Annotated in this window: 23 protein-coding genes, 4 tRNA genes and 2 pseudogenes; 15 read left to right on the forward strand and 14 right to left on the reverse strand. The window is 43.1% G+C overall.

Translation table 11 applies throughout. From position 1 onward, the window contains the following. Window positions 1-50: 50 nt before the first annotated feature. Together ACMVDV_RS14465 and ACMVDV_RS14470 are read left to right on the forward strand one after the other, a co-directional pair. The gene (locus ACMVDV_RS14465) at window positions 51-1,223 is read left to right on the forward strand and encodes a PrnB family protein (RefSeq protein WP_416158595.1); all 1,173 of its coding nucleotides are present in this window, start codon (window positions 51-53) and stop codon (window positions 1,221-1,223) included. Between the two features lies 1 nt (window position 1,224). After that, window positions 1,225-2,343: an aminotransferase class V-fold PLP-dependent enzyme gene (locus ACMVDV_RS14470; RefSeq protein WP_416158596.1), complete on the forward strand. Its 1,119-nt coding sequence runs from the start codon at window positions 1,225-1,227 to the stop codon at window positions 2,341-2,343. Here the strand turns inward: ACMVDV_RS14470 and ACMVDV_RS14475 are convergent, their stop codons facing one another. Beyond that, the gene (locus ACMVDV_RS14475) at window positions 2,344-2,823 is read right to left on the reverse strand and encodes a DUF4124 domain-containing protein (RefSeq protein WP_416158597.1); all 480 of its coding nucleotides are present in this window, start codon (window positions 2,821-2,823) and stop codon (window positions 2,344-2,346) included. A gap of 107 nt (window positions 2,824-2,930) precedes the next feature. Continuing rightward, window positions 2,931-6,203 carry a methyl-accepting chemotaxis protein gene (locus ACMVDV_RS14480; RefSeq protein WP_416158598.1) on the reverse strand — a complete coding sequence of 1,091 codons (3,273 nt, stop codon included), beginning with the start codon at window positions 6,201-6,203 and terminating at the stop codon, window positions 2,931-2,933. A gap of 172 nt (window positions 6,204-6,375) precedes the next feature. Here ACMVDV_RS14480 and ACMVDV_RS14485 point away from each other — a divergent pair, with 172 nt between their 5' ends. Then, entirely contained in the window at window positions 6,376-7,794 is a 1,419-nt protein-coding gene (locus ACMVDV_RS14485; RefSeq protein WP_416158599.1) for a mannose-1-phosphate guanylyltransferase/mannose-6-phosphate isomerase, read from the forward strand. 6 nt (window positions 7,795-7,800) lie between these two features. On the opposite strand, the gene ACMVDV_RS14490 is transcribed toward ACMVDV_RS14485, so the two are convergent. The 4 genes from ACMVDV_RS14490 to ACMVDV_RS14505 all read right to left on the reverse strand — a co-directional run bounded on the left by ACMVDV_RS14490 (window position 7,801) and on the right by ACMVDV_RS14505 (window position 11,810). Beyond that, window positions 7,801-8,154, reverse strand: coding sequence for a 2OG-Fe(II) oxygenase (locus tag ACMVDV_RS14490; RefSeq protein ID WP_416158600.1), 354 nt, complete (start codon window positions 8,152-8,154; stop codon window positions 7,801-7,803). 109 nt (window positions 8,155-8,263) lie between these two features. Further along, the gene (locus ACMVDV_RS14495; RefSeq protein WP_416158601.1) at window positions 8,264-10,420 is read right to left on the reverse strand and encodes an ATP-binding protein; all 2,157 of its coding nucleotides are present in this window, start codon (window positions 10,418-10,420) and stop codon (window positions 8,264-8,266) included. 134 nt (window positions 10,421-10,554) lie between these two features. Beyond that, window positions 10,555-11,211: a response regulator transcription factor gene (locus tag ACMVDV_RS14500; RefSeq protein ID WP_416158602.1), complete on the reverse strand. Its 657-nt coding sequence runs from the start codon at window positions 11,209-11,211 to the stop codon at window positions 10,555-10,557. A gap of 233 nt (window positions 11,212-11,444) precedes the next feature. Next, window positions 11,445-11,810 (reverse strand): histidine triad nucleotide-binding protein, encoded by a 366-nt coding sequence (locus tag ACMVDV_RS14505; RefSeq protein WP_304183285.1) that lies wholly within the window; start codon window positions 11,808-11,810, stop codon window positions 11,445-11,447. 92 nt (window positions 11,811-11,902) lie between these two features. On the opposite strand from ACMVDV_RS14505, the gene ACMVDV_RS14510 reads away from it, so the two are divergent. After that, window positions 11,903-12,520, forward strand: coding sequence for a DUF2057 family protein (locus tag ACMVDV_RS14510; protein ID WP_416158603.1), 618 nt, complete (start codon window positions 11,903-11,905; stop codon window positions 12,518-12,520). A 64-nt stretch (window positions 12,521-12,584) separates the two neighbouring features. On the opposite strand, the gene ACMVDV_RS14515 is transcribed toward ACMVDV_RS14510, so the two are convergent. Further along, window positions 12,585-14,429, reverse strand: coding sequence for a M1 family metallopeptidase (locus ACMVDV_RS14515; protein ID WP_416158604.1), 1,845 nt, complete (start codon window positions 14,427-14,429; stop codon window positions 12,585-12,587). 143 nt (window positions 14,430-14,572) lie between these two features. Here ACMVDV_RS14515 and murB point away from each other — a divergent pair, with 143 nt between their 5' ends. From murB to tuf, 8 genes are all read left to right on the forward strand, one after another. Further along, window positions 14,573-15,583, forward strand: a complete 1,011-nt coding sequence (gene murB / locus ACMVDV_RS14520; RefSeq protein WP_416158605.1) for a UDP-N-acetylmuramate dehydrogenase — start codon at window positions 14,573-14,575, stop codon at window positions 15,581-15,583. After that, window positions 15,580-16,572, forward strand: a complete 993-nt coding sequence (gene birA / locus ACMVDV_RS14525; RefSeq protein WP_416158606.1) for a bifunctional biotin--[acetyl-CoA-carboxylase] ligase/biotin operon repressor BirA — start codon at window positions 15,580-15,582, stop codon at window positions 16,570-16,572. The genes murB and birA overlap by 4 nt, the downstream gene beginning before the upstream one ends. Then, entirely contained in the window at window positions 16,569-17,264 is a 696-nt protein-coding gene (locus ACMVDV_RS14530) for a type III pantothenate kinase (protein WP_416158607.1), read from the forward strand. Before birA ends, ACMVDV_RS14530 begins: the two co-directional genes overlap by 4 nt. Window positions 17,265-17,384: 120 nt before the next feature. Then, a tRNA-Thr gene (locus ACMVDV_RS14535) sits at window positions 17,385-17,460 on the forward strand. Window positions 17,461-17,499: 39 nt separating this feature from the next. Then, window positions 17,500-17,584, forward strand: a tRNA-Tyr gene (locus tag ACMVDV_RS14540). 45 nt (window positions 17,585-17,629) lie between these two features. Further along, window positions 17,630-17,704 (forward strand) — tRNA-Gly (locus ACMVDV_RS14545). A gap of 12 nt (window positions 17,705-17,716) precedes the next feature. Then, window positions 17,717-17,792 (forward strand) — tRNA-Thr (locus tag ACMVDV_RS14550). 134 nt (window positions 17,793-17,926) lie between these two features. Beyond that, on the forward strand, window positions 17,927-19,111 hold the full coding sequence (gene tuf / locus ACMVDV_RS14555) for an elongation factor Tu (protein ID WP_416158264.1): 1,185 nt from the start codon (window positions 17,927-17,929) through the stop codon (window positions 19,109-19,111). Between the two features lie 414 nt (window positions 19,112-19,525). On the opposite strand, the gene ACMVDV_RS14560 is transcribed toward tuf, so the two are convergent. Beyond that, window positions 19,526-19,990 carry a nuclear transport factor 2 family protein gene (locus ACMVDV_RS14560; RefSeq protein ID WP_416158608.1) on the reverse strand — a complete coding sequence of 155 codons (465 nt, stop codon included), beginning with the start codon at window positions 19,988-19,990 and terminating at the stop codon, window positions 19,526-19,528. Between the two features lie 99 nt (window positions 19,991-20,089). Here ACMVDV_RS14560 and ACMVDV_RS14565 point away from each other — a divergent pair, with 99 nt between their 5' ends. Beyond that, window positions 20,090-20,494, forward strand: a complete 405-nt coding sequence (locus tag ACMVDV_RS14565; RefSeq protein WP_416158609.1) for a winged helix-turn-helix transcriptional regulator — start codon at window positions 20,090-20,092, stop codon at window positions 20,492-20,494. Window positions 20,495-20,606: 112 nt separating this feature from the next. Then, window positions 20,607-20,794, forward strand: a pseudogene (locus ACMVDV_RS14570) (integrase core domain-containing protein); the annotation flags it as partial. A 98-nt stretch (window positions 20,795-20,892) separates the two neighbouring features. Here ACMVDV_RS14570 and ACMVDV_RS14575 read toward each other — a convergent pair. From ACMVDV_RS14575 to ACMVDV_RS14600, 6 genes and pseudogenes are all read right to left on the reverse strand, one after another. Next, window positions 20,893-21,108, reverse strand: a pseudogene (locus ACMVDV_RS14575) (helix-turn-helix domain-containing protein); the annotation flags it as partial. 243 nt (window positions 21,109-21,351) lie between these two features. Further along, window positions 21,352-21,681 (reverse strand): SDR family oxidoreductase, encoded by a 330-nt coding sequence (locus ACMVDV_RS14580; protein ID WP_416158610.1) that lies wholly within the window; start codon window positions 21,679-21,681, stop codon window positions 21,352-21,354. A gap of 28 nt (window positions 21,682-21,709) precedes the next feature. After that, on the reverse strand, window positions 21,710-22,333 hold the full coding sequence (gstA, locus tag ACMVDV_RS14585) for a glutathione transferase GstA (protein WP_416158611.1): 624 nt from the start codon (window positions 22,331-22,333) through the stop codon (window positions 21,710-21,712). Between the two features lie 201 nt (window positions 22,334-22,534). Continuing rightward, window positions 22,535-23,521 (reverse strand): saccharopine dehydrogenase family protein, encoded by a 987-nt coding sequence (locus ACMVDV_RS14590; RefSeq protein ID WP_416158612.1) that lies wholly within the window; start codon window positions 23,519-23,521, stop codon window positions 22,535-22,537. Continuing rightward, window positions 23,518-23,922 carry a VOC family protein gene (locus tag ACMVDV_RS14595; protein ID WP_416158613.1) on the reverse strand — a complete coding sequence of 135 codons (405 nt, stop codon included), beginning with the start codon at window positions 23,920-23,922 and terminating at the stop codon, window positions 23,518-23,520. Before ACMVDV_RS14595 ends, ACMVDV_RS14590 begins: the two co-directional genes overlap by 4 nt. A gap of 41 nt (window positions 23,923-23,963) precedes the next feature. Next, window positions 23,964-24,707 (reverse strand): SDR family NAD(P)-dependent oxidoreductase, encoded by a 744-nt coding sequence (locus ACMVDV_RS14600; RefSeq protein WP_416158614.1) that lies wholly within the window; start codon window positions 24,705-24,707, stop codon window positions 23,964-23,966. Window positions 24,708-24,842: 135 nt separating this feature from the next. On the opposite strand from ACMVDV_RS14600, the gene ACMVDV_RS14605 reads away from it, so the two are divergent. Further along, window positions 24,843-25,733, forward strand: coding sequence for an AraC family transcriptional regulator N-terminal domain-containing protein (locus tag ACMVDV_RS14605; RefSeq protein ID WP_416158615.1), 891 nt, complete (start codon window positions 24,843-24,845; stop codon window positions 25,731-25,733). Window positions 25,734-25,853 lie beyond the last annotated feature (120 nt).

The raw sequence follows: 25,853 nt of genomic DNA on the forward strand, positions 1-25,853 counted from the left end.
TATTATCTGTTAACATAAATGCAATAAATATTTGATATGGAGTTATGCCAATGAGCAGCAATACTCAGGCATTTGACGAGTGGCTCAGAACCCGCTTTGTAGAGATCAACAGTCAGCTAGAGACTATTTATTGGCAACAAGCAGACAAAGCCAATGTGGAATTTGTTGGCGAGCAATTCAAGCATCAATTAGAAGCGCAAGGTAATGCCCATATTCGTAAGCTACTAGCTGAAGGCAATACCGATGAAGGTTTTGAGCGTGCCTTTGATTTACTGGGCAATGTTGGCTTATTTATGGCTGCGTGTCGACGCCATGAAATTACCGAACCATCACGGGAGACAACCTCGCCGCTGGTGGAAGCATCAGCACTAGCAATGCATATTGGTGCATCCATTGGGGTAACGCCACGCTTTGCGACCGCCCATTTAACCACCCATAATAAGGCGATTAATGGCCTTTATAAGCGCTTTACTGATCTGAGCGATGAAAAATTATTCATTGATTACAATACCAAAGGTATTTTAGCGTATAAGCGCGCCGCTGATGCCTTATTAAAAATTCAGCCATTAGGTATTTCGCATCCGCTATGCGGTGATTTACTTAAAGTTGCTAAGCAGGCTTTGGTCGATGTGATTGAATCAAATACAGCATTATATAATCAACTCGATACCGAGCGATTCTTCTTTTGTGTACGCCCCTATTATAAGCCATACCGAGTGGGTAAAGAGATTTACCGCGGCGCTAATGCCGGCGATTTTGCCGGTATTAACGTGATTGATATGCTGCTAGGGCTGTGCTTTGCCAACGAGCCGAGTTATTCACAAATGCTGGTGGACAAATTTTTATATATGATGCCTGAAGATCAGCAAATACTGCGTGAATCAATGCGCATGCCAAGTTTAATGGATGACTTTTTAGCAGCAGGAGAGGCACGTCACAGTGCATGGTTTAAAACCAACGCCAAATTATTTATCCAAGTGTGTAAACTCCATGGCGATACGGCAATTGGCCACCACAACCAATTAGTAAGCAAGTTTATTGCTCAGCCTGCGCAGCAAATGCAACAGCAACATATGAATAAAGTGACAGCCAGCGGCCCGCCATTACATGTGTTATTAGACTCACTAGAGCAATTAAGAGATCGCCGAGCAGCAGCTAAGCGTGATGATATCAAAACGCGTTACCATGATTTAATGCAGCTCAAACAGTGGGTGGGCAATTAAAATGTATAAAGACGATTTTCACTTGGCTGAGGGGTGTTATTTACTTAATCACTCTGTTGGCCGCGCATTGAAAAGTAGCCAAGATGATTTTAACCAACACTTTTTTGCTCCTTGGCAGGCGAGTAATAAAGAGCCATGGCAGCAGTGGCTAGCTGTTATTAGTCGTTTTACAACTGCGCTGAGCTTACTGTTTAATTCTCCAAGTGAGCAGTTTTGCCCGCAAGTTAATCTGTCTAGCGCATTAACTAAGCTCGTTATGTCACACCCTCGGCTGCAACAAGCAGGCTGTAAAGTGTTAATGGCGCAAAGTGATTTTCCTAGTATGGGCTTTGCGATGCAAAAAGCCTTAGCCAGTGGCGCTAAAATAGAGTTTATTCCTGAACACGTTGACTTAACAGACAGTGCGCAGTGGCAGCCGTTCATAAAAGCAGATATCGATTTAGTGTTTATTAGTCATGCATATTCAAATACGGGTCAGCAAGCGCCAGTGGCTGAAATTAGCAAACTTTGCAAGCAAGTCGGGTGCTTAAGTATTGTTGATGTCGCGCAATCGGCTGGTGTGTTGCCGTTAAACTTAAGCCAAGTTGATGTTGATTTTATGATTGGCTCAAGCGTTAAATGGCTATGTTCTGGTCCTGGTGCAGCATACTTATGGGTCAGTAAAGCACAGTTAAGTATTTGTGAGCCACAGGATGTGGGTTGGTTTTCCCACCAAAATCCATTTGAGTTTGATATTCACCATTTTGCTTATCATGATACCGCGCTGCGCTTTTGGGGAGGCACACCTGCAATTGCGCCATTTGTGATTGCAGGGCACAGCATGCAATATTTTGCTCTCTTAGGTGTTGATAAGGTGCGTGCGCATAACTTAGCGTTACTCGCGCAATTAACAACAGAGCTCGCTCCTTATGTGGTATCGCCAGTTGCACCGACTAAATGCAGTGGTACGGCAATTATAAATTTTGCCGAGCAACAAACTGCGATTTTAGCTGCTTTGACAGCGGCTGATATTAGTGTTGATATGCGGGCATACGGGGTGCGAGTGTCACCGCATATCTATAACGACAGTGCCGATATCGAGCAGCTAATAAAAGTCGTGAAACGGGTTTTAAATAAATAATTATTGGCTTAGCTGCGTTTTCATGGTGTTTAACGTCTCGATCTGTTGTTGATATTGTTCGATTTGCGGTTTGATGCGTCGCTCAGCTTGTGCGGTCCGTTGCGCGATCGCATCAGCAATTGAACTTGCCCCCATTCTATTTGCAGTATCTTGAGTCATATAGCTTATTTTAGTTTTTTGTGCTGCCAGAGTATCTTGTAGTTGTTTGATTTCGCGCTGGAGCAGTGCAATGTCTCGGTCAATTTTTTGCATCGTAATATAGCTATCAACTTCTCCATCAACAGCTTTGCTCTGCTTTGGTATACCTTGCGCTACGTTGGTTTCGGGAATGGTTATTTCTTGGGCGTTTTCACCACATGGCAGTTGGCTAAAAATGGCTACACCATCAACCGTACAGCGATACACCTCAGTAGCCGATGCCGGTGCGATGAGCAGCGTAATAACGTACACGAATGTTAAACTAAGTCGTTGCAAATGCACTTATAATCCTTAAATTCGCAATTTAAATTCCCAGTGCTGCTAGTTTAGCAAGTTTGTTTATTAAGTCGCCAGTTTTTAGCGACTCTGCAGTATTTATAGCTATTTCGTTATAGCGGTATTTTCTGCAGTGAAAAATAACCAAGCATGTGACGCATGGTGTTGGCCTGATCAGCCATTTGCTTTGCCGCCGCCATCGTTTCTTCTGTCATTGCGGAGTTCTCTTGGATCAAGGTGGTAAGTCGTTGCACCACAATATCAACTTCTTTTATCGCTTGTTGCTGGGTAATAGAAGAGCCATTGATCGACACTATCATCTGGTTGACATCGGCTACGGCACTGACAATTTGTTTTAGTTTTTCACCGGATGAATTAGCCAATGCCGTGCCTTGGCTAATTTTTTGATTACTGTTACTAATGATCGCTTTTATTTGTTTTGCCGAGGTTGCACTGCGCCCAGCTAACTCTCTCACTTCATTGGCAACCACTGCAAACCCGCGACCATGTTCTCCCGCTCTAGCTGCTTCAACCGCTGCGTTAAGTGCCAGTAAATTGGTTTGGAATGCAATTTCGTCAATCACTGAGACAATTTCATTGATATCTTTACTTGAGCTGTTCACTTCGATAATGGCATTGACGGTTTGTGATGACAGCTCTCCACCTTCAGTGGCGGTTACTTTGGCGTTTTCTGCAAGTGCAACCGCTTCGTTTGCTTGTTTGGTAATCGTAGCTATTTCATCCAGCATATTGCTACTACTGGCGCTCGCTTCTTCTAGGTTAGCTGCTTGCTCTTCGGTACGCTGGCTTATTTCCGTGTTACTGGCGGCTATTTCTGCGGCACTTTGTGAAACTTTATTAGCAGACTCTTGAATGCTACTGATAACTGTGGTTAGTTTTTCGATGGTTTGATTAACATCTGCCTTTAAGGTCGCAAATACACCTTGATAATCTTGCCGTAGTTGTTGATCTAAATTACCTTGGGCGAGTCCACTCAAAACAGCCGTTACTTCTGTAATTGCATTTGCGGTGATGGTTAAAGAGCAATTCACGTCATCTTGTAGTTGGGCTAGTTGTCCTTGCATGGATGTTTCCAGTTGTTGGCTAAAGTCGCCGTTGCGCATCGCGGTCATCACCCGTGCGAGCTCTGCAATAACAATGCTTAAATTACTAATTGAGCTATTTACATCTTCTTTGAGGGCATTCAGCTGGCCATGCATATTACTATCTATTGTCTGCTCAAAATTACCTTTGCTAATCGCCAGCATCACGTTCGATATTTCAGTCACTGCATTATCTAAGCCCATAATTGAGTTATTAATATTGCTTTTTAATGTTGCTAATTGGCCATTTGCATTGCAGTTTACGTGTTGTTTAAAGTTACCGGCACTGACCGCTGCCATCACATTATTAATATCCTTAATGATCAACGCAAGGTTATCTACACTGGTATTGATATCATTTTTAAGAATGGCTAGTTGTCCTTGTAAAGGTTGCTCGATATGCCGAGTAAAATCCCCTTCGTGTAATGCACTCATCACCCGGCTAATATCACTTACGGCACCAGCTAAACTATGCACTGAATTATTTACACTGTTTTTTAATTGCGCCAAGGCGCCTTGTGCAGCAACGTTAACCTGCTGCTGAAAATCGCCATGTTCAATATGCTTCATCACAGTAACAATTTCAGTAATTGTGGTGTTTAATGATTGCAGTGAGCCATTGATATTATGCTTTAAAGTGCCCAGCTGCCCTTGCATAGGCGTGGTTATTTGGCTGTTAAAATTCCCTTGGCTCATCTCATCTATAATATGATTCAACTCGTTCATAGCTTGCTCTAATGAGTCAGCGCAATTATTGGTAGCTTGCTTTAAGGAATCTAACTCGCCTTTACAGGTAACATTAATTCGATGATTAAATTCACCGGCAGCCATTTTGTTCATCACAGTATTGGTTTGTGAAATAGAACTTTGCAGTGCATCAAGCAAGCAGTTAAAGGCGTTTGCGGAGGAGCCTATTTCATCATTTGAAAGCACCGGAGTTCGTACTGAAAAATCTCCCTGTTGTTCAACGTGACGCATGGTATCTACCAATAACTGCACAGGATGAGTTAATGAACGAGCAAACCACATCGCAATTAATGTAATGGCAATGATTGATACAATTAAAGTCACGACTAAAATAGTGGTTAATTGACTAACTGCAGCAAATGCTTCTTGTTGATCTATTTCTGCTAGTAGCGACCATTGCGTGCCGAGCACATTGATAGGCTGATAAGACGACAGCACCAAAGAGCCATTATAATCAGTGATCACTTGTTGGCCTTTTTTACCTTGCTGGGCAAGTTCAACAGCATGCGTTTTGACTTGGCCTGCGGCTGGGTTACGAAATGAGTTCACCACTGAGCGTTTTTCAGGGTCCAGAAAAGAATCTGAACGCATTAAAAAATCAGGCCCGACCAAATAAGTCTCACCACTGACACCAAGGCCTGCCCGCTCAGTCATAATAATGTTGAGGGCATCGATGGATAGTTGAAAGATCAGCGTATTGGTATGCACGCCGCGGCTGTATATAGGGGTTGCGATAAAACTTGCAGGCGCATCATAGGAGGGCAGATATTGTTGGTAATCGACAAAGGTTATTTCATCTTCATTGAGCGTCTTTGCTTGCTTAAAGGCGCGTGCTAGATTGCTATCGTTAAAAGGGCCATCAAGCAATGAAGTTGCAAAGTCGACCTCTTTATAAACAGAATACACGATTTCAGCGCTGTGATTATCGACAATAAAAATATCGTAGAAATCAAATGTTTCAGCGAAATTTAGTAGGAAGCCATGATATTTGCTGTGCAGTAAATTGTAGTTGTTATCCGCACTTGCTTGCATTAATTGCGCTTTTTCACCAATTGGATAGGGGTTGGCTGCTAAATATTGTGATTGCCAATATCGCGCTGCGGGAGACAGTGCTGCCAGTAGCTCAGCTTTGGCTGGCGCGTCTTTATTTTCAAGGCGGTACTTAGCGTTAAAGTCGTTGTTATAATAATCAGCCAAGCGTTGTTGCGCGCTATTGTCGAGGGTATTTATAGTCGGCTCTTTAAACGCGAGGCTAAGTTCCTCTGCTGCTGAGTGTAGCAGTGGGCTTTGTGCCAAAAATAATAATTGCGCTTTAATATCGATAAAGTGTCTTTCAATGGCGCTTTTTTTTATTTCACTTACGGCTTCTAATTGCGCGTATGTTTGCTTATTTAGCGAGGCCGCCGAATTATATAAGGCAAGGCTGATACTGATTGTCAAAGGAATTAACGCAACCAGTAAAAAAGCAATAACTAGCTTTTTAGTCAAGCCAATGCTACGTACAAAATGCCCAAATGAGTGGGTAGGGTGAGCCATAACAACATCCTTATCAAAGCAAAGCTGTAAACCTAATATAGGTAATTAAGATTTAGTTTAGAACAGCTGGCCTCAAAAGCGAGTCGCGAGAGAAAATTGATTTTTTAGTCGCTGTAATGCAACCGCGATACTCTGTTAAACTAAGCGCATTCAAATTAAAAGTGTGTTTGCGATGAAGAACGCGATTATTCCTGTTGTATTAGCCGGTGGCATAGGATCACGGTTATGGCCATTGTCACGCCAAGCTATGCCAAAGCAGTTTTTACCTTTACTCGGGGATGAATCGTTATTGCAGAGCACCCTAAAGCGTTGCGAAGATGAGTGTTTTTCTGATGCTATTTTGGTGTGTAACGAGCAACATCGCTTTATTGCCAGTAGCCAATGTCAGCAGATAAATGTGCAACCACAGGCGTTATTATTAGAGCCTGAAGGGAAAAATACTGCACCGGCAATCGCACTGGCCGCGCAATATGTATTACAGCAAGGGCTTGATACGCCTTTATTGGTGATGCCAGCGGATCATCATATTGATAATTTTGAATTATTGATTGCACAGCTGCCAGATGCGATAACGTTGGCGCAGCAGGGCAAACTAATTACGTTTGCAATCGAGCCTAATACTGCCCACTGTGGCTACGGTTATATCAGAAGGGGGGCTAAAATAGCAGCCTCAAACTGTTATGACGTTGATGAGTTTAAAGAAAAACCTAGCTTACTGATGGCGCAGCAATATCTAGCCAGTGGTCGATACAGCTGGAACAGCGGCATGTTTTTATTTACCCCGAGGGCATACCTTGCTGAGTTGGCACGGTTTGCACCAAAAATAGCGAATTGCATTGCACAAGCTGCCAATTTTACAGGTGATTTAGGTTTTACTCGTGCCGATAACAATGTTTTAAAGAGTTGCCCCAGTAATTCTATCGATTACGCTATTTTAGAGCGTAGCGCTAATGTGGCGGTGCTGCCGTTAGCACTGCATTGGAATGATGTCGGCGGCTTTAATTCGCTATGGCAAAGTACCGATAAAGACGAGCAAGGTAATAACCTAAGCGCAGATACCGTGTTGTTAAATAGTGAAAAAAACTTATTCAATAGCGAAAGCGGCCATACTATTGCCGCTTTAGGAGTCAGAGATTTAGCTATTATTCACACTCATGATGCCACCTTAGTGGCGGATAAAAATCAGCTTGAACAACTGCCAGAATTATTAAAATTATTGGCTGTTAAGCACGGTGATAAGTTGTTACATCATCAAGCTATGTATCGACCATGGGGTAGCTATCAAGTGTTAGTCGAAGGAATTGGCTTTAAAGTTAAAAAGATTATCGTTAATAGTAATGGCAAGCTCTCCACGCAACGTCATCAACATCGTGCCGAGCATTGGGTGGTGGTATCTGGTGTGGCTGATATTAGTATTGCTGGACATATTCAGACGTTAACCGCAGATCAGTCATGTTATATAGCGCCAGGTCAGATCCACAGTTTAGCAAATACCCACAGCGAGCCGCTTATTCTCATCGAAGTGCAAACCGGCAGTATTTTAGATGAAGCAGATATAGAGCGTTTTGATGATCAATATGGGCGAAGTTAGCGACCGTTAGTCGCTCTTAACCCAGCCAATACTTAATATATAACGATTGCCTTTTTCAATTTTAGTTACTGCATGCTGAGTGATATCAGGCCTAAATAGCTTTATCCGCGTGCTTTGAAATAAGGTATTTTCGCAGATAAACTCACCGCCGAGTTGAGCACGTTTGAGAATAATATTTAACCTAAAGTGTTTACCTGACTTAACCTTATCTGTATGGGGTTTTATTTCGCTACCCACGGGAAACTTAATTAAATAAGTATCAAATTTTATTGGCCAATAAGCGCCACATAAGAGCATTTTGTCATAGCCTGAAGCTTGCCTACCACGCTGCCAGCGAAATAAATTTTTAAAAATAGCCATCGTACTTATCCCTAGTTACTCTAACCTCGCCAACTCGCCAACTCGCCAACTCGCCAACTCGCCAACTCGCCAACTCGCCAACTCGCCAACTCGCCAACTCGCCAACTCGCTAACTCATCTGCTCTCTTACATACTTTAAATACTGCTCAAGGCTATTTTGCCACAGTACCAATGCTGCGGTGAGTGACTCTTTAAGTGGTTTGTTATCGAGCAAGCGTCGCTCGATTTTTTTTAGTTCGCTACCGTAGCGGTTAAAGCCAAGCTGCAAAGCGGTACTGGCTTGACGATGTAGTAGCTTTATACATTGTTCTTTATCTTCGTCTAGCAATTGCTGAGCACGGATCAGTTTATTGCGAGCGGATAATACAAACTCGTTATAAATAGAAGACACTTCATCTTCACTAAAAGAGCTTTTTAATGTGTCTGCTGCGGTATCATCATACAAAACATCACTGAGTTCTACGGCAATGCTGGGAGCTTGACTGTTTTGTGAGTCACTTAACGCTTGGCGTAACTTTTGTTGTTTAATCGGCTTGCCAACAATGTCTTTTATGCCAAGTGTAAAATATTCCTTTATTTCGTCAGGACTTAAACTAGCAGTAAATGCCAGCACCGGCGTACGCTGGTTTTTATGTTCGATCCCTTTAAGGGTTTTCAGCACTTCTTGGCCGGTTAGATCTGGCAGATTCATGTCCAATAGCACCACATCAAAGTGATAGGCTTGCATCAGCTCAATGGCACTTTTACCATCGCGGGCGAGTTTGATTTTATGTTCATCATCAGCCATAAACTCGATGGCTATTTTTTGATTTAAATCTAAATCTTCAACCAGTAACACATCTAAACCGGTTAAGTAGTCTTTTGATTGATGGCGTTGTTCAACTAAGCTTAATTCACCAAGCGCCAAGGTGATATCAAAGCTAAACGAACTACCTTTATCGAGCTCACTGATGATATCGAGTTGTGAGCCGAGTTTAGCCAGTAGGCGGCTGGTGATAGCAAGGCCAAGGCCTGTTCCGCCTTTTTCTTTCCCTGCACTGCTTTGTACGTAAGGCTCAGTGAGATACTCTATCTCGTCATCTTCAATACCCGGTCCTGAGTCAATTACACTAATCCGCACATGATGCTCAAGTTGACGCTCTTCGAGTAGTTCAACACGGATCTTAACTTCACCTTTATCAGTGAATTTAATCGCATTACCAACGAGATTAATGATGATTTGCCGAAGTTTTTGTTGGTCACAGTAATAACAAGCTTGCTCTGGTAGGTTATAAATTAACTCAAACTTTAAGCGCTTTTGCTCGGCTAGTGGACTCAGTAGTAAACAGAGATTGTGGAGCCAGGTTTTAAATTCGACATCTTCTTCATAAAGCGCTTCGTTGTGTTGATCAAGGCTTGCGTAATCAAGCACTTTATCGACTAACAAGTTAAGAGACTCGGCTGAGTTTATAATGGCTTCGCAGTAAGGTTTGTCCCGTGGATCCGTTGATTGATTCAAGATCAATTGTGCGCTGCCTAAAATGCCATTTAGGGGAGTGCGAATTTCATGGCTGATGGTTGATAAAAATAAGCCTCTTATTTCAAGATCTTTTTGCGCTTTATTGGTTAACTGATTGAGGTTTTGCTCTCTGCGCTCATTACATAATAATGCCATGCCGGTAGTATAAAATATCGGTGCGATCACGCCATTGATCAGTAAGGTAACGCTAAACCAGTTTTCTTTTAACAGTGTGAAATTGTTCACATCTTCCATTAAAAAAGCGCGTCCGACAAAAACACTGCTAATAATGGTAAGAATCAAAATATAGACAATACTGCCGTTGGGGTAGGGCTTACGGGCAAAGCGAATAAATAAGTACAGTAGAAATAGTGCTTCGCTGATATGTTGTAAATCAGAGGCAAGTACTCGATTGCGTAAGTTTGAATCGACCACTGTAAAGTACATTAACAATGCACCGCAAAATAACGTTGCCAATACAAAAAATCGAAATTCTTTACCGCGATAACCTAAAAATTGGCTGATCGCTAATGCATGAATGATGGATGCGCTAAACCATAAGCAATTCGCTAAGATAATGGTAATGAGATTATCGATATAGCCATGCAAAGCAAAGCTCAATAATGCAGTAAAGAGCACTAACGGATAGAATATATATAACACAGTGCCAGGAGTATGTTTGTTTGCGCGCCAAGTTAAAAAATTAAGCAGTGCCATTACAGCCATCATGGCGGCGCTAGCACAATACAGAGTGAGGGAGTCGAGCATTTATATTCCAAGCTGATCGGGTAACGAGATTAGAATAATGGCAATTGCCAAGGTTAGCAAATAAGGTGTGGCATAGAAATGCAAAAACAGGTAGTAAAGTACCTGTTTTTTATAGTTAAATGAAAGTCGCTAGCTCAGCGAATTTCATCAGGAATATTTTGCTGTGCCCATGACAGTAGTTCAATACGGTTACGGCATTTTGTTTTTCTAAATGCACTGTATAAATGTGTTTTTACCGTGTGTGGACTAATGCTTAACGCTTCTGCGATCTCTTTGTTTTTAGAGCCATTACTCATCAGTGAGATAATCGCTTTCTCGCGTTTAGTGAGTTTTACTGGTTCAATATCACCGTCGGTGAGTTTGTGTAAGGCATCTTTATTAAATTGCAGCATGCGGTTTAACGCGTTACACATGATATCACGGCGATACCAGAGTTGGTCTTCAAGTAATAAGCGAATGCCTTTCATTAGTACGTCAGCGTTGTCTGTGGTGTAAAATACACCACGAATGCCGCTTAACAGCGCACGATTAGCAAGCTCTGGATTTTCATTTAGGTTGAATAATACGATATCGCATTTTACACGCAGGTTTACCAGTTGCTCTTTTAGTTTCCCCCAAGCGTCTTGGTTTGATGTTTCAATAAACAATAAGCGCGTTCCCTCAGGCACGTCTAATATGTTTGTTCCGGTAGTAACATTGAGCCCTTGGGTTTTTAATAAAGGCTCTAATACATTAATACCAATTGTATTAATTGGCTCTAGATCTAGTAACAAAAAGGCTGAACTACTCATACTTATATACTCTTGAATAAAGTTGACTAATCAATCCTAACATGCAATCCGCCCCTTTCGTATTAGAAATTTCCTATCTTGGGGTAGGATAAACATAGTTTTATAACGTTTTGTACATTAGTCATTAAAAAATACATTTTAAAACCTTTTCAAGCTTTTGATATTTATAAAAAATAACATCAAAAACCAGAAGTGTGTGTTTTTCACAAATATTTACACTGTAATTTTATAAATCAGCCTTTCTTCTTATCTTGATAAGGTGGCCATCCCATTATTTTACCAGCTAACATATGTAAATGAATGTGGTAAACAGTTTGACCGCCATGTTCATTACAATTCATTACAACTCTAAAACCATCGTCTGCAAAGCCCTGTTGTTTGGCAATTTTGGCAGCTACTACATAAAGATGACCGACAATAGGTGCATCTTGTTCGGTAATATCATTAATGGTCGCAATCTCTTTTTTTGGGATAATCAGGATATGAAAAGGAGCTTGTGGGTTGATGTCTCTAAAGGCCAAACTCAGCTCATCTTCGTAGACGATGTCAGCTGGAATTTCGCGATTGATAATTTTAGTAAAAATAGTTTCTTGGCTCACGTTAAAATCAGTCCCATTGTAATCTAATAAATATCACTAATGACAAACTTTGCTTGCAGTGTCAAACTGAAATCAAACCACAAGGAGTTATTATGCGTAAAAATTTATTATTGAGCAGTATTGTTGCATTGTTTTTCAGTGTTCCCAGTATTGCTGAAACCGTTAATTTCCCTGAAGAAATCGTGCCGTTACAAGTGGGCGATAAAAAAATAGAACATTCATTTTTCAATCGGGTTGATGAAGTTGAGCTTACTCCCGGTGTTTATCAGTTCAAACTTAAGTACACAGATCTCTATGAGCAAGGCTACGATGATCATCAAGTTATTGACTCTGAACCATTTTGGGTAACGATGACCATTGCTGCCAATACGGATTACGATGTGGTGTTCAATCGTGCTGATAATGCGGTGGCGGCGAAAGTGTTTGCCGAGGCCCCACAAGTGAGTTTGCAAGTGAAGGGAGAGTCATTAGGTATACCTTTAGCGATTATACCTGAACCAAATCTAAGCAGCGGTGCTGTATCTCCAGTTGCGACAGCAGCAGCTGCAGCGAGCACTACCGCCATTGCTTCGGCGACGACAGCGCAAGCTCCAGTCTCTCGTCCTGCGTCAAACGCACCAAATGCTGCAGCTATGCTCGATTTTTGGTGGCAACAAGCCAGTGCCCAAGAGCAGCAAGCTTTCATTGATAAAGTCACGAAAAGTAAATAAACAAGGTGAATTAAATAGTAAAAAGGGCGAATAAATCGCCCTTTCTTGTGTGTGCTAGTTCAGCTTACTTAGCAAATAAGTCGTCAATAGTACCTTGTGCTAGTGGATGATAGCCAGGGCGAGCTTTAAGGTAAACATCGTGAGCCCACTCACGCTTACCGTTTTTGATCAATGCTTTGTATAACGGCACAATCAACTTACGACGACCAATACCAGATAAGTGCTTATCAAGAGATGGATAAATTGGTTGATAGCCATTGCCTACCGCAAGCATATACCATGCAAATGCACGCTCAGCATTGGTGGATTGAGTTAAGTTAAACTCTGCATCTAACGCTGCCATTTTTTCTAGGCTTAAATCGCGCGGTAAGTTATTTAAAAAGTGTAGCCACTCATGCACTGTCCAATTAGTCGTAGGAAGTTGCGCGGCAGTTGTTTCACCTTTTAACCATGCTTGAGTTGCGCTATCTACTTTATCAAACGCATCAGAGGTTGGATTTGGTGCATCATTTGGTAAACCAGGCTGAAAAATCCACTCATTTACTTTGTCCATGCTAACCACGCCTGGGTATTTTTCAATTAAGTTGGCTTTTAAATAAGTCACAAATTCGGCAGTGGTTAATGACTTGAAAGCAAATTCATTAAAGTAAGTTTTCACAAAGTCATCAAATTTTTCACGACCGTATTGGTTTTCTAAATAGACTAAAAATAGCTGGCCTTTAGTATAAGGCACTGAGCTGAAAGCATCGTCTGGATCGCGGCCATTAAGTTTTAAGTTAAGACGCGTATCAGGTGCATCAATGGTTTTTAGTTGCGCACGTAAACCCGCTGCATCAAGTGCTTGTTCCATAACGGCACGGTCACGACCAAATACTTCTTCCATAATGCGGTTTTCAACGTATGAGGTAAAACCTTCGTTTAGCCATAAATCTTCCCAGGTTGCATTGGTTACTAAGTTACCAGACCAAGAATGCGCAAGTTCGTGAGCAATTAGGTTTACTAAGCTTTTATCACCAGCAACCACCGTTGGTGTGATAAATGAAAGGCGTGGGTTTTCCATACCACCAAATGGGAAGCTTGGCGGTAGCATGAGTAAATCATAACGACCCCATGCGTACTCGCCATACATGGCATTGGTTTTATCGATCATCGCTTGGGTGTCGTTAAATTCGGCAACCGACGCAGCTAAAATAGTTGGCTCCGCAAAAATACCGGTTTGCTTAGACATGGCTTTAAATTCTAAGTTACCCGCACCAATAGCAATTAAGTACGGCGAGATAGCTTGTGGCATATCAAACATGTAATCGCCGTCTTTATACAAAGCATCTTTGTTATCAGCACTCATTACTGCACGTATATCTTTAGGTGTGTGGATACGGGCTGAGTAAGTTACCCGCATCGCTGGTGTATCTTGTACTGGGATCCAACTACGAGCATGAATTGCTTGTGATTGGCTGTACATAAATGGGTGGCTTTTGCTGGCTGTTTGTTCTGGGGTTAACCATTGTAAGCCAGATGCTTCAGGGCGACTGTTATAATAAATACGTACTTTAGGCGCTTGGCTTTGAAAAGTAATGGTAAGTTTAGAGCCTTTAACATCATCGCGCTTAGCAAGAGTGAACTTAGCTTTGTGCCAGCTGCCATTTTGACCTTGGTACATTACTTTATCGATATCTAGATCGCGAGTATCAAGCACTAAGGTTTTGCTAGTGGTGTTTTGCCATGCTAGCGTGTGTTCAACAAAGCCCTCTAATTGTTTATCGGCAAAGTCGACATCTAAATCAAGGTTTAAATGCGTAGTGATTACATCATCAAGATTGGCATAGGAGTTTTGATCAATGGCACTGGCCATTGCTTGAGAGCACATTCCAGCCAAAGCGAGGCTTAAAAAGAGAGGTTTGATTTTCATAAATACCCTGAACACGAATAAAAAGTGCAGGTTTTATATCATGATTGTGATTCTTGTTTGAGCATTTTTTACAATCTAGTGCAACATTTGCGACTAAGAGTTACACTAGTGCGATTAGTGACAATTAACCTTTGAGGCGCTTTGTGGCTCAGTCCCTACAATCTTTTCATACCTTTTCTTTGCAGAGTCAGTGCTCGCAACTCATCGAAATTACTGACTTAGCGCAATTGCAGCAACTAGCGTTTGCTAGCCCTTTTTGTATTTTAGGCGCAGGCAGTAACACCGTTTTTTTAAGTACTTATCAAGGTACAGTGATCAAAATGGCGACCCGCGGTGTGAATATCAGCGAACGTAAAGATGACTATTTACTAGAGGTTGCCGCCGGTGAAAATTGGCACCAACTTGTTAGTGATAGTTTAGCGCAAGCTATGTCAGGGCTGGAAAACTTAGCGTTGATCCCAGGCACAGTGGGCGCAGCACCGGTGCAAAATATTGGGGCATATGGTGTTGAACTGGCGAAATTTATTGAATATGTAGAATATTTTGATATTGCCAGTAAGCAAATAAAACGCTTAAACAAACTCCAGTGTCAGTTTGGCTACCGTGATTCTATTTTTAAGCAGCAATTAAAAAATAAAGCAGTGATCACCACAGTGGCATTAGCATTACCAAAACAATGGCAACCAGAGCTAAGTTACGGGCCCTTACAGCAGCTTGAATCGGTAACTCCGCAAGCTGTTTTTGAGCAAGTAATTAAAACTCGTAACAGTAAACTGCCCGATCCTTATGTGTTGGCTAATGCCGGCAGCTTTTTTAAAAACCCAATAATAGCGAATCAGCAATTACAGACCTTGTTACAAGCGCATCCGCAATTACCGCATTATGTTTATGATGATCAACATCACAAAGTGGCGGCAGGTTGGTTGATTGAGCAGGCGGGGCTAAAAGGGCATCGTATTGCTGGCATCGAAGTGCATCAACAACAAGCGCTGGTGCTGGTGAACCATGGTGATAGCAATGGCGACGATCTTATTGCCATGATCACACATATTCAACAACAAATTTGGCAGCGTTATCAAATAGAGTTACATCATGAAGTGCGGTTAATGGCAGCCTTTGATGAGTGCCATATTAGCTTAGAGGGCAGATTATGAAAGCACCGGATGGCAATAAACTGGCTATTTTAAATGCGCTTAATCAAGGTGGCTTTATCTCTGGGCAATTACTGGGCGAGCAATTGGGTATTAGCCGCGCGGCGGTGAGTAAACATATGCAAAGTTTGCAAGAGATGGGTTTAGATATTTTTAAAGTCAGCGGTAAAGGCTATAGCTTAAATAATAACGTCGGCTTATTAGAGCAAACTAAGATCCAACACTATTACCAAAGCTTAGGGGCACACACCGCGCAAGTGGAAGTTCAGCCAATTATAGATTCGACTAACAGCGAGTTAATGCGCCGTATTGCAGCTAAACAAGCACTGGAGTCGGGAACTGTGGTTGTTGCTGAAATGCAGCAGGCAGGACGGGGTCGCCGTGGTCGAGTGTGGCAATCCCCCTTTGGCGCTAACTTATATTATAGTTACTACTGGCGCTTAGATGATGGCTTGCAAGCGGCGATGGGAATGTCAATTGCCGTGGGGTTAGCGGTCTACGATACCTTAAAAACACTGTATAAGCTGGAGATCCAACTTAAGTGGCCGAATGATATTTATCTTAATCATGAAAAGCTCGCTGGCGTGTTAGTCGAATTAGATGGTCAGCCACAAGGACCGTGTCAGTTAGTTATCGGCATTGGCATTAATTTACAAATGCCAGAAAGTTTTAGTCAGCAAATCGACCAAGCGTGGACCGATTTAAGTCAGCATAGTCAGCAGATTGATAAAAATCAGCTGGTGGCCTATTTAACCTATCACCTTGAACAGCGGTTAGCGCAGTACAGTCAAACTGGCTTAAATGATATGTATCAACAATGGAATAGTTTAAACGTATTCGCTGGGCAATGCGTTGAACTTAACACAGGGCATCGCAGTTGGAGTGGTATTTGTGAAGGCATTGATGCTAACGGTGGTATTCGTATTCGCCAAGACGGTGAAGTGAAAAGTTATTATGGCGGCGAAATATCATTACGTAAGGCAAGCGTATGAGGCTATTAATTGATGTAGGTAACACGGCACTAAAAGCCGCTGTATGGCAAGATGGGCAAATTAAGCCATGTGATCTTAACGCACTGCCGTGGTCGCAAATTAACGAGGTTGTTTATGCAAGTGTTGGTAACAGTGAGCAGCTCAATGAGCTCTTGGCACAAGCATGCTTATTTCAGGTGCCATGTTTTGAAGCGAAAGTAACTAAACAACTAAGTAACTTAAGCTGTGCATATCAACAATTTAGTAATTTAGGTATTGATCGTTGGCTTGCTTTAATTGCCGCTTTTCAATTATGGCCGCAGCAAGATTGCATAGTGATAGATACCGGCACTGCCACAACAATTGATGTACTTACAGCGCAAGGGCAACATTTGGGCGGCTGGATATTGCCCGGCCTTGATCTAATGACGCGTTCATTAACTCAAAATACCCAGCGCGTTTTTGATGATGGCAACACGCCTTTTGCAAATGAGTTGGGCTTAAATACACCGAATGGTTTAAAAAATGGCGCGCTAGTGGCAACCTTAGGGGCTGTTGAGCAAGCAAAATTACATTTAACCAATAAAACCCCTCGGCTAATTTTTGCTGGTGGCTATGGTGCACTATTGAAAGCACAATTTTTAGATGCGATTTATGATCCGCAATTAGTGATGAAGGGACTCAATTACTGGTATGAATTGAGCGAAAAGTAACAGAAATAGCTTGTTTTGCCTGATTTGTGAGCGCTCAAGCTAAAAAATTACATTTTTTTCAAATTTATTGTTGCATCACCACCAACCTTCCTCTAATATCTCGCCCCGTACTAAAGCAGTGCCGACTTAGCTCAGCTGGTAGAGCAACTGACTTGTAATCAGTAGGTCAACCGTTCGACTCGGTTAGTCGGCACCACTTTCCTTTTACCGAAAGTGCTTAGTAAAGAATTATCGTGGAGGGGTTCCCGAGCGGCCAAAGGGATCAGACTGTAAATCTGACGGCTCAGCCTTCGCTGGTTCGAATCCAGCTCCCTCCACCACTTTATTCTTGACGGTTAGAGGTAGTTTAAGAACAGGTTGCTAACGCGGGCATCGTATAATGGCTATTACCTCAGCCTTCCAAGCTGATGATGCGGGTTCGATTCCCGCTGCCCGCTCCAGTTTCTGGTGTTGCTGATATAGCTCAGTCGGTAGAGCGCACCCTTGGTAAGGGTGAGGTCGGCAGTTCAACTCTGCCTATCAGCACCAGTCTTAGAATCTTCTTGATTACTTCCTTTATCTGTCAGAAAATACTATTTGAAATTTGAAAAAATTAACTTAATCTACCTCCGGTGGATTATTTTCATATGTAATCTAGATACACAAAACTGATAGGTTCCGTCATGGCAAAAGCAAAGTTTGAACGCGTAAAACCGCACGTAAACGTAGGTACAATCGGCCACGTTGACCACGGTAAAACAACCCTAACTGCAGCAATCACTAACGTACTTGCAAAAGTATACGGCGGTGTTGCTAAAGATTTCGCATCAATCGATAACGCTCCAGAAGAGCGCGAGCGTGGTATCACAATCTCAACTTCACACGTTGAGTACGATACGCCAACTCGTCACTACGCACACGTAGATTGTCCTGGACACGCCGATTATGTTAAAAACATGATCACTGGTGCTGCTCAAATGGACGGCGCTATCCTAGTTGTTGCTGCGACTGACGGCCCTATGCCACAAACGCGCGAGCACATCCTTCTTTCTCGTCAAGTTGGCGTTCCTTACATCATCGTATTCATGAACAAATGTGACATGGTTGATGACGAAGAGCTACTTGAACTAGTAGAAATGGAAGTTCGTGAACTTCTTTCTGAGTACGATTTCCCAGGTGATGACTTACCACTAATCGCTGGTTCTGCGCTTAAAGCGTTAGAAGGCGAGAAAGAGTGGGAAGACAAGATCATTGAACTTGCTGACGCACTTGATTCTTACATCCCAGAGCCAGAGCGTGACATCGATAAGCCATTCATCATGCCTATCGAAGATGTTTTCTCAATCCAAGGTCGTGGTACTGTTGTAACTGGTCGTGTTGAAGCTGGTATCATCCGCATCAATGACGAAGTAGAAATTGTTGGTATCCATGATACAACTAAATCTACTTGTACTGGTGTTGAAATGTTCCGTAAACTACTTGACGAAGGTCGTGCTGGTGAGAACATTGGTGCACTTCTACGTGGTACTAAGCGTGAAGACGTTGAACGTGGTCAAGTACTAGCTAAGCCTGGTTCAATCAACCCACATACAACATTCACTTCAGAAGTATACGTACTTTCGAAAGATGAAGGTGGTCGTCATACTCCATTCTTCAAAGGTTACCGTCCACAGTTCTACTTCCGTACAACTGACGTAACTGGTGACGTACAGTTACCAGAAGGCGTAGAAATGGTAATGCCTGGTGATAACGTTAAGATGACAGTAACGCTAATCGCGCCAATCGCGATGGACGAAGGTCTTCGTTTCGCTATCCGTGAAGGTGGCCGTACAGTAGGTGCTGGTGTTGTTGCAACTATCGTTGAGTAATCAACAGTTGTAATGCATTAAGCATTAAAAAAACCCGAGCTTAGTCTCGGGTTTTTTAATGCCTGGGATTTGAGCTTTGAGCCGAGAAACCAAGCTGGTGAGCTGACCACGCTTTTCAAAGTCAGCTAGGCGCTAGACAGATAAGCTCGGTGTTGATTTTTGTTGTCGCGCAGAGCTTGCACGCACTGCGTTTAATACACATGATTAATGTTAATTCATTTAAATATCAAGTAGTTTAAAGTTAAAAACTAACCGTCAGCAACTTCAATCGAAATTTAATGAATAGTCACCCTGTCATTTTCTTTCAGCGGTAAGACGGTTAATAAATTATATCGTCTGAACTGGTAATATTGGTAAGTTCCTTTCACGCTGCTTTAAATTGATTTACAAATTTAAGATGTCTGATAAGCGTTTTTATACAACAGAAAGAACTTGAGGATCACCCGAACGCCAGACATTGTCGATAGTAACATGTTGAATTACCCACACTTCGCCCTGCCTTACTAATTCGATATCGTATCGGTTTTTCATAAGGTAATGTTTTGAGTGGTCGTTTCGAGGTAAATGTTGCGCTTCAACTATCGCTTCCATATGGGCTGTATCACCATTAACGCATATTCTAGGATTGCTTACAGAATGCGTTGTATCTAGCTGGCTAAGTGAATTAATCAAGGCGGTGACGATATTTTCTTTATTTTCCAGTACAGGAAACTCGAAGCCTGCTTTTGCTGCCGCAGGTCTAAAATCGGATACCGCATTATTGGCGAATGCGGATTCAAGTAGGTCTCGATTCCGTAAATCAATTCCGGCAGCGAATCTATAGAGGGTTTCAGCAATAGCAAGTTTGTCTGTTGTTTCATTGGGGTATGTAGTTAACATCGATAATTCCTTATTTAAAATTGAGTCTTGATAGTATATATTTGAAACTTAGTGTCAATAAGGCACTTTTAGTCAATCAGGTATATAAAAGGAAACCAAATGTTGAATACTGATGAGAAAACAACACGTCTAGTAGAGCCACCCACAGATACCCACGGTATAAGCAGTTCCAGTCGTCTGTTGTTAGATCAAATAACAGACAAATGGTCTGTTCTGATCCTCACGACACTTTGTGAGGGGCCGCTACGCTTTAATGAAATTAGAAGGCGTATAGACGGTATTTCGCAGAAAGCGTTAACGTCCAGTCTGCGTCGTCTTGAACGCAGCGGTATACTTTCTCGGCGGGTAATTCCTTCTTCTCAAATAGCCGTGGAATATAGTATCACAGCACTTGGACGAACTTTGGACGAGCCATTTAGGGCATTATTTGACTGGACGATCAACAATTCATCCAAGGTGTTACAAGCTCAGTTTGAGTTTGATAAACGAGCAATAGAAGATTAGAAAGCTTGGTGGTGCAAACCGCTGAAAGAGTAAACCTTTTGCATAATAAGCCCGCAGTTAGCTCTACAGCCAAAAGAAATTAATAAAATTTCTGATTGAATCATCAAGGGTTGGAATTAGGTTTCGACCTAACAAACCAAGAGCCCCCATTTTGATGGAAAAGTTGATCGCTCATAAAGTGCGGATAAGTCTGAGTTTTATACAATAATTGATATAGATTCAGATGAGTTATATGAACAACTTTCAGAATGGCAGCATTATTACAATTGGAGGCGACCACATTCAGTCCTGAAAGGGATCCTTCAATGGTAAAGTAATTGTAGTGATTAAAACGTCATTTTCAGATGCAGTACAAGAATAATATGAGCTAGTACAGAGCTGTGGCGAGTGTCAGTATTCTAAGTTGTTGGAAGCTTGAATCTGGCCATGTCCCGTACTGGCGGCACACCAAACATGCGTGTATATGCCCGGCTGAACTGCGATGCGCTTTCATAACCGACGGAAAAAGCGATTTCCGCGGCATCGCGGGATTCAAACAACATCAACCTGCGGGCTGTCAGAAGACGAAGTTTTTTCTGATATTGCAGTGTGGTCATGGCAGTCATCGCCCTGAAGTGGTGATAAAGGCAGCAACACTCATTCCTGGCATTGAAGCGAGAGCCTCGACACGAAAAGGTTCATTATAATGTGTGCGGAGCCAATCTATCGGATGGCGTACCTGTGACAACCAGCTATCAGCCTGTGGCTATTGGTGCAGTGGTGGTCATGACCATCGGGCGAGATCAGAAAGTTATTTGAGCGGGAAAATGCAAAAGAAGTTAGACAATCGATAGTCTAACTTCTTTTTATAGTTAAATTTACAGTAACATCCCGCCGGATGCTTCGATGCGTTGATCGTTAATCCAGCCAGCGTCATTACTTAATAATGTGGCCACAACGCCACCAATATCATCAGGTAAGCCAACACGGCCCAAAGCGGTTTGTGCTGCCAACATTTTATTTAACTCGCTATTATTGCGCACCACACCAGCCAAATCGGTTTCAATGGCACCCAGCGCCAGCGTATTTACGCTAATACCACGATGGCCTAGCTCTTTTGCCAGGTAACGGGTCATGACTTTCACGCCACCTTTCATCATGGGGTATGCTGAGGCACCGGCAAATGTAAAGCGTGTCAGCCCGAACAATCCGTCTTTAAATCAAAGCTTAAGCTTCTTAGTCTTGGGCAAACAGCTCTACAAGTCCTTCGGCCTTGAGCGCTGCCTTAACCGCAGGACGGGCTTCGACACGAGCCATAAAAGCCTTAAGATCAGGGAAAGCGTCAAGTGATATACCGAAATGCTCAGGCCAGCGGGTAACAGCAAAAAGATAGGTATCTGCCACACTAAAACTATTCCCCAGCAGATAAGAGCGACTATCCGCAAACAGGCTGTTTAAATAGCTGAGTTTTGCAAGAACCGGACGCTGAGCATCGGTTGGGTCCGCTCCAGTAGCAAGATGGAACATTGGAGTCCAGGAATTGTGGTACTCAGACGCAAGATAATTCAGTACTTCTTGCAAGCGTGCCCGTTCCAGCGTGCCGTTCGCTGGCAGAAGCGAAGGTGCGTAGTGATCCCCCAGGTACTGCAAAACTGCAACGCTCTCGGTCAGAACGACGCCATCATCAAACACAAGGGCTGGCACAGCCCCTTTAGGGTTGATCTCGTAATAGTCTTGACCGGATTCAACTTTATGTTTTCTCAGATCAACTTTGGCTAATTCATAGGGCACATTTGCCGCTTCGTGAAGCACTATGTGAGTGGATAACGAGCAAGCACCAGGAGAATAATAAAGTTTCATTATAACGATTCCTTCTAGTGGTTGAGAACGACCACATCCTAACATTTAAATTACTTTTGTATGGCTGGTAATGCAAAAGGGGGTAACCCAGGCCTGACCCCAAATGGTTCGATGCCCCCTTCTTCCATTTACTCAGTTATATCGGTCTGAAATTTAACCTGAGACAGCGATGTTGATAAGCTATGAGATATCCCAGCAAACCTAACATAAGGTCATGCGAGTATCCGCAATGAAGGTTGCAAACTGGTGACCAAACAGACCTGCAGGCGTTTGAAAGCCGGGGCTAAGCTCATCGTTTAATGCTCGTCGTGCCGCTTCTACTGCCGCCAGCGGTGTAAAAGTGTATCCATTGACCGTATCAAGTACTGCGCGGCTAACTCGGCCTTGCTGATCAGTAATATAAACGGCTGCCTGATAGCGATTCGCTGCACGTTCTGCGGCATCAGGTCCGTCCGGAAGAGCCTGTAGATCACCTTCGGGAAAAGCATTACCGGATAGATGCACAAAAGTTTCGATATCCGGTATTTGAGTTGCATGCCAGATGCTGATCAGATCAGGCAGAGTCACAGGGAAACAAGGAACAGCTCCGGCGCCAAAGTCGAAATCGGTCATGGCTCTTGGATTTTGATCGACCAGCTTGCCATCGCGGCGACACTGCACAGAGTGGCTCAGATTTTCGCTGGCACTGATGGCAGAGCCTCGCGACATTGAACCTGTCACATGCAAAGCAATACTGACCTTACGAGGTTGAGCAATCTGCTCAGCCGCAAAACCCGCAAGACAACCAAGCATAGCCACGCTACCGCCACTGCCGGGAAGCAACATCACGCCAGCGGCTTTAGCTTTGGCATCGAGTTGCTCAGCCAACTGATAACTATCCAGCTCAGCCGCCATATCCAGATAGTGACAGCCGGTGCGGAGTGAGGCGTGCATCAGAGCTTTTGCTGTACGATGATAGGGTCCTGCACAATTCAGAATAACGCTGACGTCGGCCAGTGCTTGATCAATTACTTTTTCATCGTCTAGAGAAAATACCCTTGTGCTGATCCCCTCCTGTTCTGCAGCCAGTTGCGTTATTTTTGCTTCATCACGCCCTGCGGCAATAACATTCAGTCCTGCCGCCTTGGCATATTCAGTGGCCATGCGGCCGGTATAGCCGCTTGCACCGTAAATCATTAGTGTATTCATGATTTGTGCTTCCAGTTTTTATAAACAAATTCCAGACTGTAACCGTCTGGATCGAACACATTTGCTGCATAATAGTCTGGGTCATAATGCAATCGTGCGCCTGGGGCTCCGCCTGCTGTTTCATTATTTGTGGCACCATTGGCTATGCAGGCAGCATAAGCTGCATGGACCTCAGCTTGGTTGTTGGCGATAAAACCAACATGCACCGCTGTTGGGTGAGGTTCTCCCTGCTTTAGCCAGAAGAATATTCGCCCGTCGGCACCAAAGCCTTTCAAGTCAGGGTGACCGGCTGAACCGTCATAGTTATGACGCACACTAATCCCCACTTGTGGCAGAACTGCCTCGTAGAAAGCAACTGAACGGTTTACATTACTTACCGTCAGGAAGATATGATCCAACATAAATACCTCTCAAAATTATTAGTTGTTGTTTGATACCTGATTTAAATCAGGTATCCGCCAGCTACTTCGATGTTTTGCGCGTTCACCCAGCGATTGTCATCGCCTAATAAACTGCCTATGACACTGCCAACTTCTTCTGGCTCGCCAACGCGGCCAAGTGCCGTCATGGACGCCAGCATGGCTTCAAATTCATCATTCAGACCACCGCCTAATTCAGTACGGATCGGACCGGGAGAGATAGAGTTTGCGCGAATGCGCCGGGGGCCAAACTCTTTCGCCATGTAGCGGGTTAATACTTCAAGGCCCCCTTTGAATGCGGCGTAAGGTGCCACCCCAACAAATGCACAGCGCGTTGTTGCACTTGTCAGGTTTACAATCTGACCGCCATCAGCCAGCAGTGGCAGTAGGGTTTGAGTCAGGAAAAATGGGCCCTTCAGGTGGACATTGAAAAGTCCATCAAACTCAGCTTCAGTTACTTTCTCTATCGGGTTAAAGAGCCCATAACCGGCGTTGTTGACCAGACAATCAAAACTTGTGCGTTGCCAAACTGTCTGTAGCACCGATAAAAGATCATCCCGGAACGCAGCGAAAGAAGCACTGTTGGTCACATCAAGTTTCAATGAAATTGCTGTACCGCCAAAACCTTTGATTGATTTGACAACGTTTTCTGCTGCCTGTTGATTTTTATGATAGGTAACAATAACACCCATACCACGTTTGGTGCACTCAACTGCGGTCGCTGCCCCAATACCGCGGCTACTACCTGTAATAATGACGACTTTCATACTATTCTCTCCTTTTTTGATGCTGTCATTATCGCTTGAAAAGGATTGAGGCTGCTCCCATAATCCTCTCTTAAACTTGCCTGATTCTACTTTTGATATTGCATGTGCATTTTTTATATGACAGAGTCGATAGTTATGAAAATGATATTAAATGAACTGCGACAACTCGCCGCTCGAGCAGAAAACAGGCGTACTGAAACAGGTATTCCTCGTGTTGCTATGGTGCAGGGGCGGATCCCGGAACACCAACTTTCAGCCGTTTATGAGCCGATGGTAAATCTCATTCTAACTGGCAGTAAAACTATGACAGTGGGTGATCATACTTATCATTATGATCCTGCGACTTATTTTGTCATGTCGGTGGATTTACCTGCAGTGGGTCAAGTGCATCCTTCTGCTGATGGTGAGCCTTATTTAGCCGTCAGTTTGACCCTTAAACCGAAAGTGATAGGAAATTTGCTTGCTGATTTGCCTAAACCTGTTGGCGGTGGCCTTTATAGTTCGGGCTTTTCTGTTGCGCCAGTAACTACAGAATTGTTAGACGCTTGGCTTCGAATGCTGCGTTTAATGGATAAGCCAAATGAAATCGTCGCACTGTCACCTGTTTATGAAAGGGAGATTTTATTCCGGATATTACAGGGACCACTTGGCTGGATGCTGCGAGATATCGCTACGCCGGATGCGGCACTTGCTCGTATTAGCGTGGCAATTCATTGGCTGAGAGTAAACTTTGATAAGTCGATCCAGATAGAAGAACTTGCAGAGATGGCCTCATTGAGTGTGTCGGCATTTTACCGACATTTCAAGGCTGTTACTGCTCTAAGTCCCTTGCAGTTTCAAAAACGTATCCGTCTGCTTACTGCACGCTCTTCGCTGTTAGCTGGAGAGGGAAATGCAACCACCATTGCTTTTGGTGTTGGGTATGAAAGCCTCAATCAATTCAGTCGGGAATATGCTAGATTTTTTGGCCTGCCACCTTCCAAAGATATTGCTGATTTGAGACGGAAAGAGCCATTTACTAGATAAATTGATCTTAAGATTACATAAATTATTTGAGAATGGTTTTGTCATTCGTAATATTAATGGATGCTTGAAAATTAGCATTAATTAAAATACAAGCTCTGTGTATTTTTTATTTGTAAGTGC

This window comes from Pseudoalteromonas sp. ASV78 (assembly GCF_047806705.1).
Lineage (GTDB): Bacteria > Pseudomonadota > Gammaproteobacteria > Enterobacterales > Alteromonadaceae > Pseudoalteromonas > Pseudoalteromonas prydzensis_A.

What these genes read in the sequence shown, in the direction of transcription:
- ACMVDV_RS14465 (WP_416158595.1), top strand. Translation starts at nt 51, where the DNA reads ATGAGCAGCAATACTCAGGCATTTGACGAGTGGCTCAGAACCCGCTTT.
- ACMVDV_RS14470 (WP_416158596.1), top strand. Translation starts at nt 1,225, where the DNA reads ATGTATAAAGACGATTTTCACTTGGCTGAGGGGTGTTATTTACTTAAT.
- ACMVDV_RS14480 (WP_416158598.1), bottom strand. Translation starts at nt 6,203, where the DNA reads ATGGCTCACCCTACCCACTCATTTGGGCATTTTGTACGTAGCATTGGC.
- ACMVDV_RS14485 (WP_416158599.1), top strand. Translation starts at nt 6,376, where the DNA reads ATGAAGAACGCGATTATTCCTGTTGTATTAGCCGGTGGCATAGGATCA.
- ACMVDV_RS14490 (WP_416158600.1), bottom strand. Translation starts at nt 8,154, where the DNA reads ATGGCTATTTTTAAAAATTTATTTCGCTGGCAGCGTGGTAGGCAAGCT.
- ACMVDV_RS14495 (WP_416158601.1), bottom strand. Translation starts at nt 10,420, where the DNA reads ATGCTCGACTCCCTCACTCTGTATTGTGCTAGCGCCGCCATGATGGCT.
- ACMVDV_RS14500 (WP_416158602.1), bottom strand. Translation starts at nt 11,211, where the DNA reads ATGAGTAGTTCAGCCTTTTTGTTACTAGATCTAGAGCCAATTAATACA.
- ACMVDV_RS14510 (WP_416158603.1), top strand. Translation starts at nt 11,903, where the DNA reads ATGCGTAAAAATTTATTATTGAGCAGTATTGTTGCATTGTTTTTCAGT.
- ACMVDV_RS14515 (WP_416158604.1), bottom strand. Translation starts at nt 14,429, where the DNA reads ATGAAAATCAAACCTCTCTTTTTAAGCCTCGCTTTGGCTGGAATGTGC.
- birA (WP_416158606.1), top strand. Translation starts at nt 15,580, where the DNA reads ATGAAAGCACCGGATGGCAATAAACTGGCTATTTTAAATGCGCTTAAT.
- ACMVDV_RS14530 (WP_416158607.1), top strand. Translation starts at nt 16,569, where the DNA reads ATGAGGCTATTAATTGATGTAGGTAACACGGCACTAAAAGCCGCTGTA.
- tuf (WP_416158264.1), top strand. Translation starts at nt 17,927, where the DNA reads ATGGCAAAAGCAAAGTTTGAACGCGTAAAACCGCACGTAAACGTAGGT.
- ACMVDV_RS14560 (WP_416158608.1), bottom strand. Translation starts at nt 19,990, where the DNA reads ATGTTAACTACATACCCCAATGAAACAACAGACAAACTTGCTATTGCT.
- ACMVDV_RS14565 (WP_416158609.1), top strand. Translation starts at nt 20,090, where the DNA reads ATGTTGAATACTGATGAGAAAACAACACGTCTAGTAGAGCCACCCACA.
- gstA (WP_416158611.1), bottom strand. Translation starts at nt 22,333, where the DNA reads ATGAAACTTTATTATTCTCCTGGTGCTTGCTCGTTATCCACTCACATA.
- ACMVDV_RS14590 (WP_416158612.1), bottom strand. Translation starts at nt 23,521, where the DNA reads ATGAATACACTAATGATTTACGGTGCAAGCGGCTATACCGGCCGCATG.
- ACMVDV_RS14595 (WP_416158613.1), bottom strand. Translation starts at nt 23,922, where the DNA reads ATGTTGGATCATATCTTCCTGACGGTAAGTAATGTAAACCGTTCAGTT.
- ACMVDV_RS14600 (WP_416158614.1), bottom strand. Translation starts at nt 24,707, where the DNA reads ATGAAAGTCGTCATTATTACAGGTAGTAGCCGCGGTATTGGGGCAGCG.
- ACMVDV_RS14605 (WP_416158615.1), top strand. Translation starts at nt 24,843, where the DNA reads ATGAAAATGATATTAAATGAACTGCGACAACTCGCCGCTCGAGCAGAA.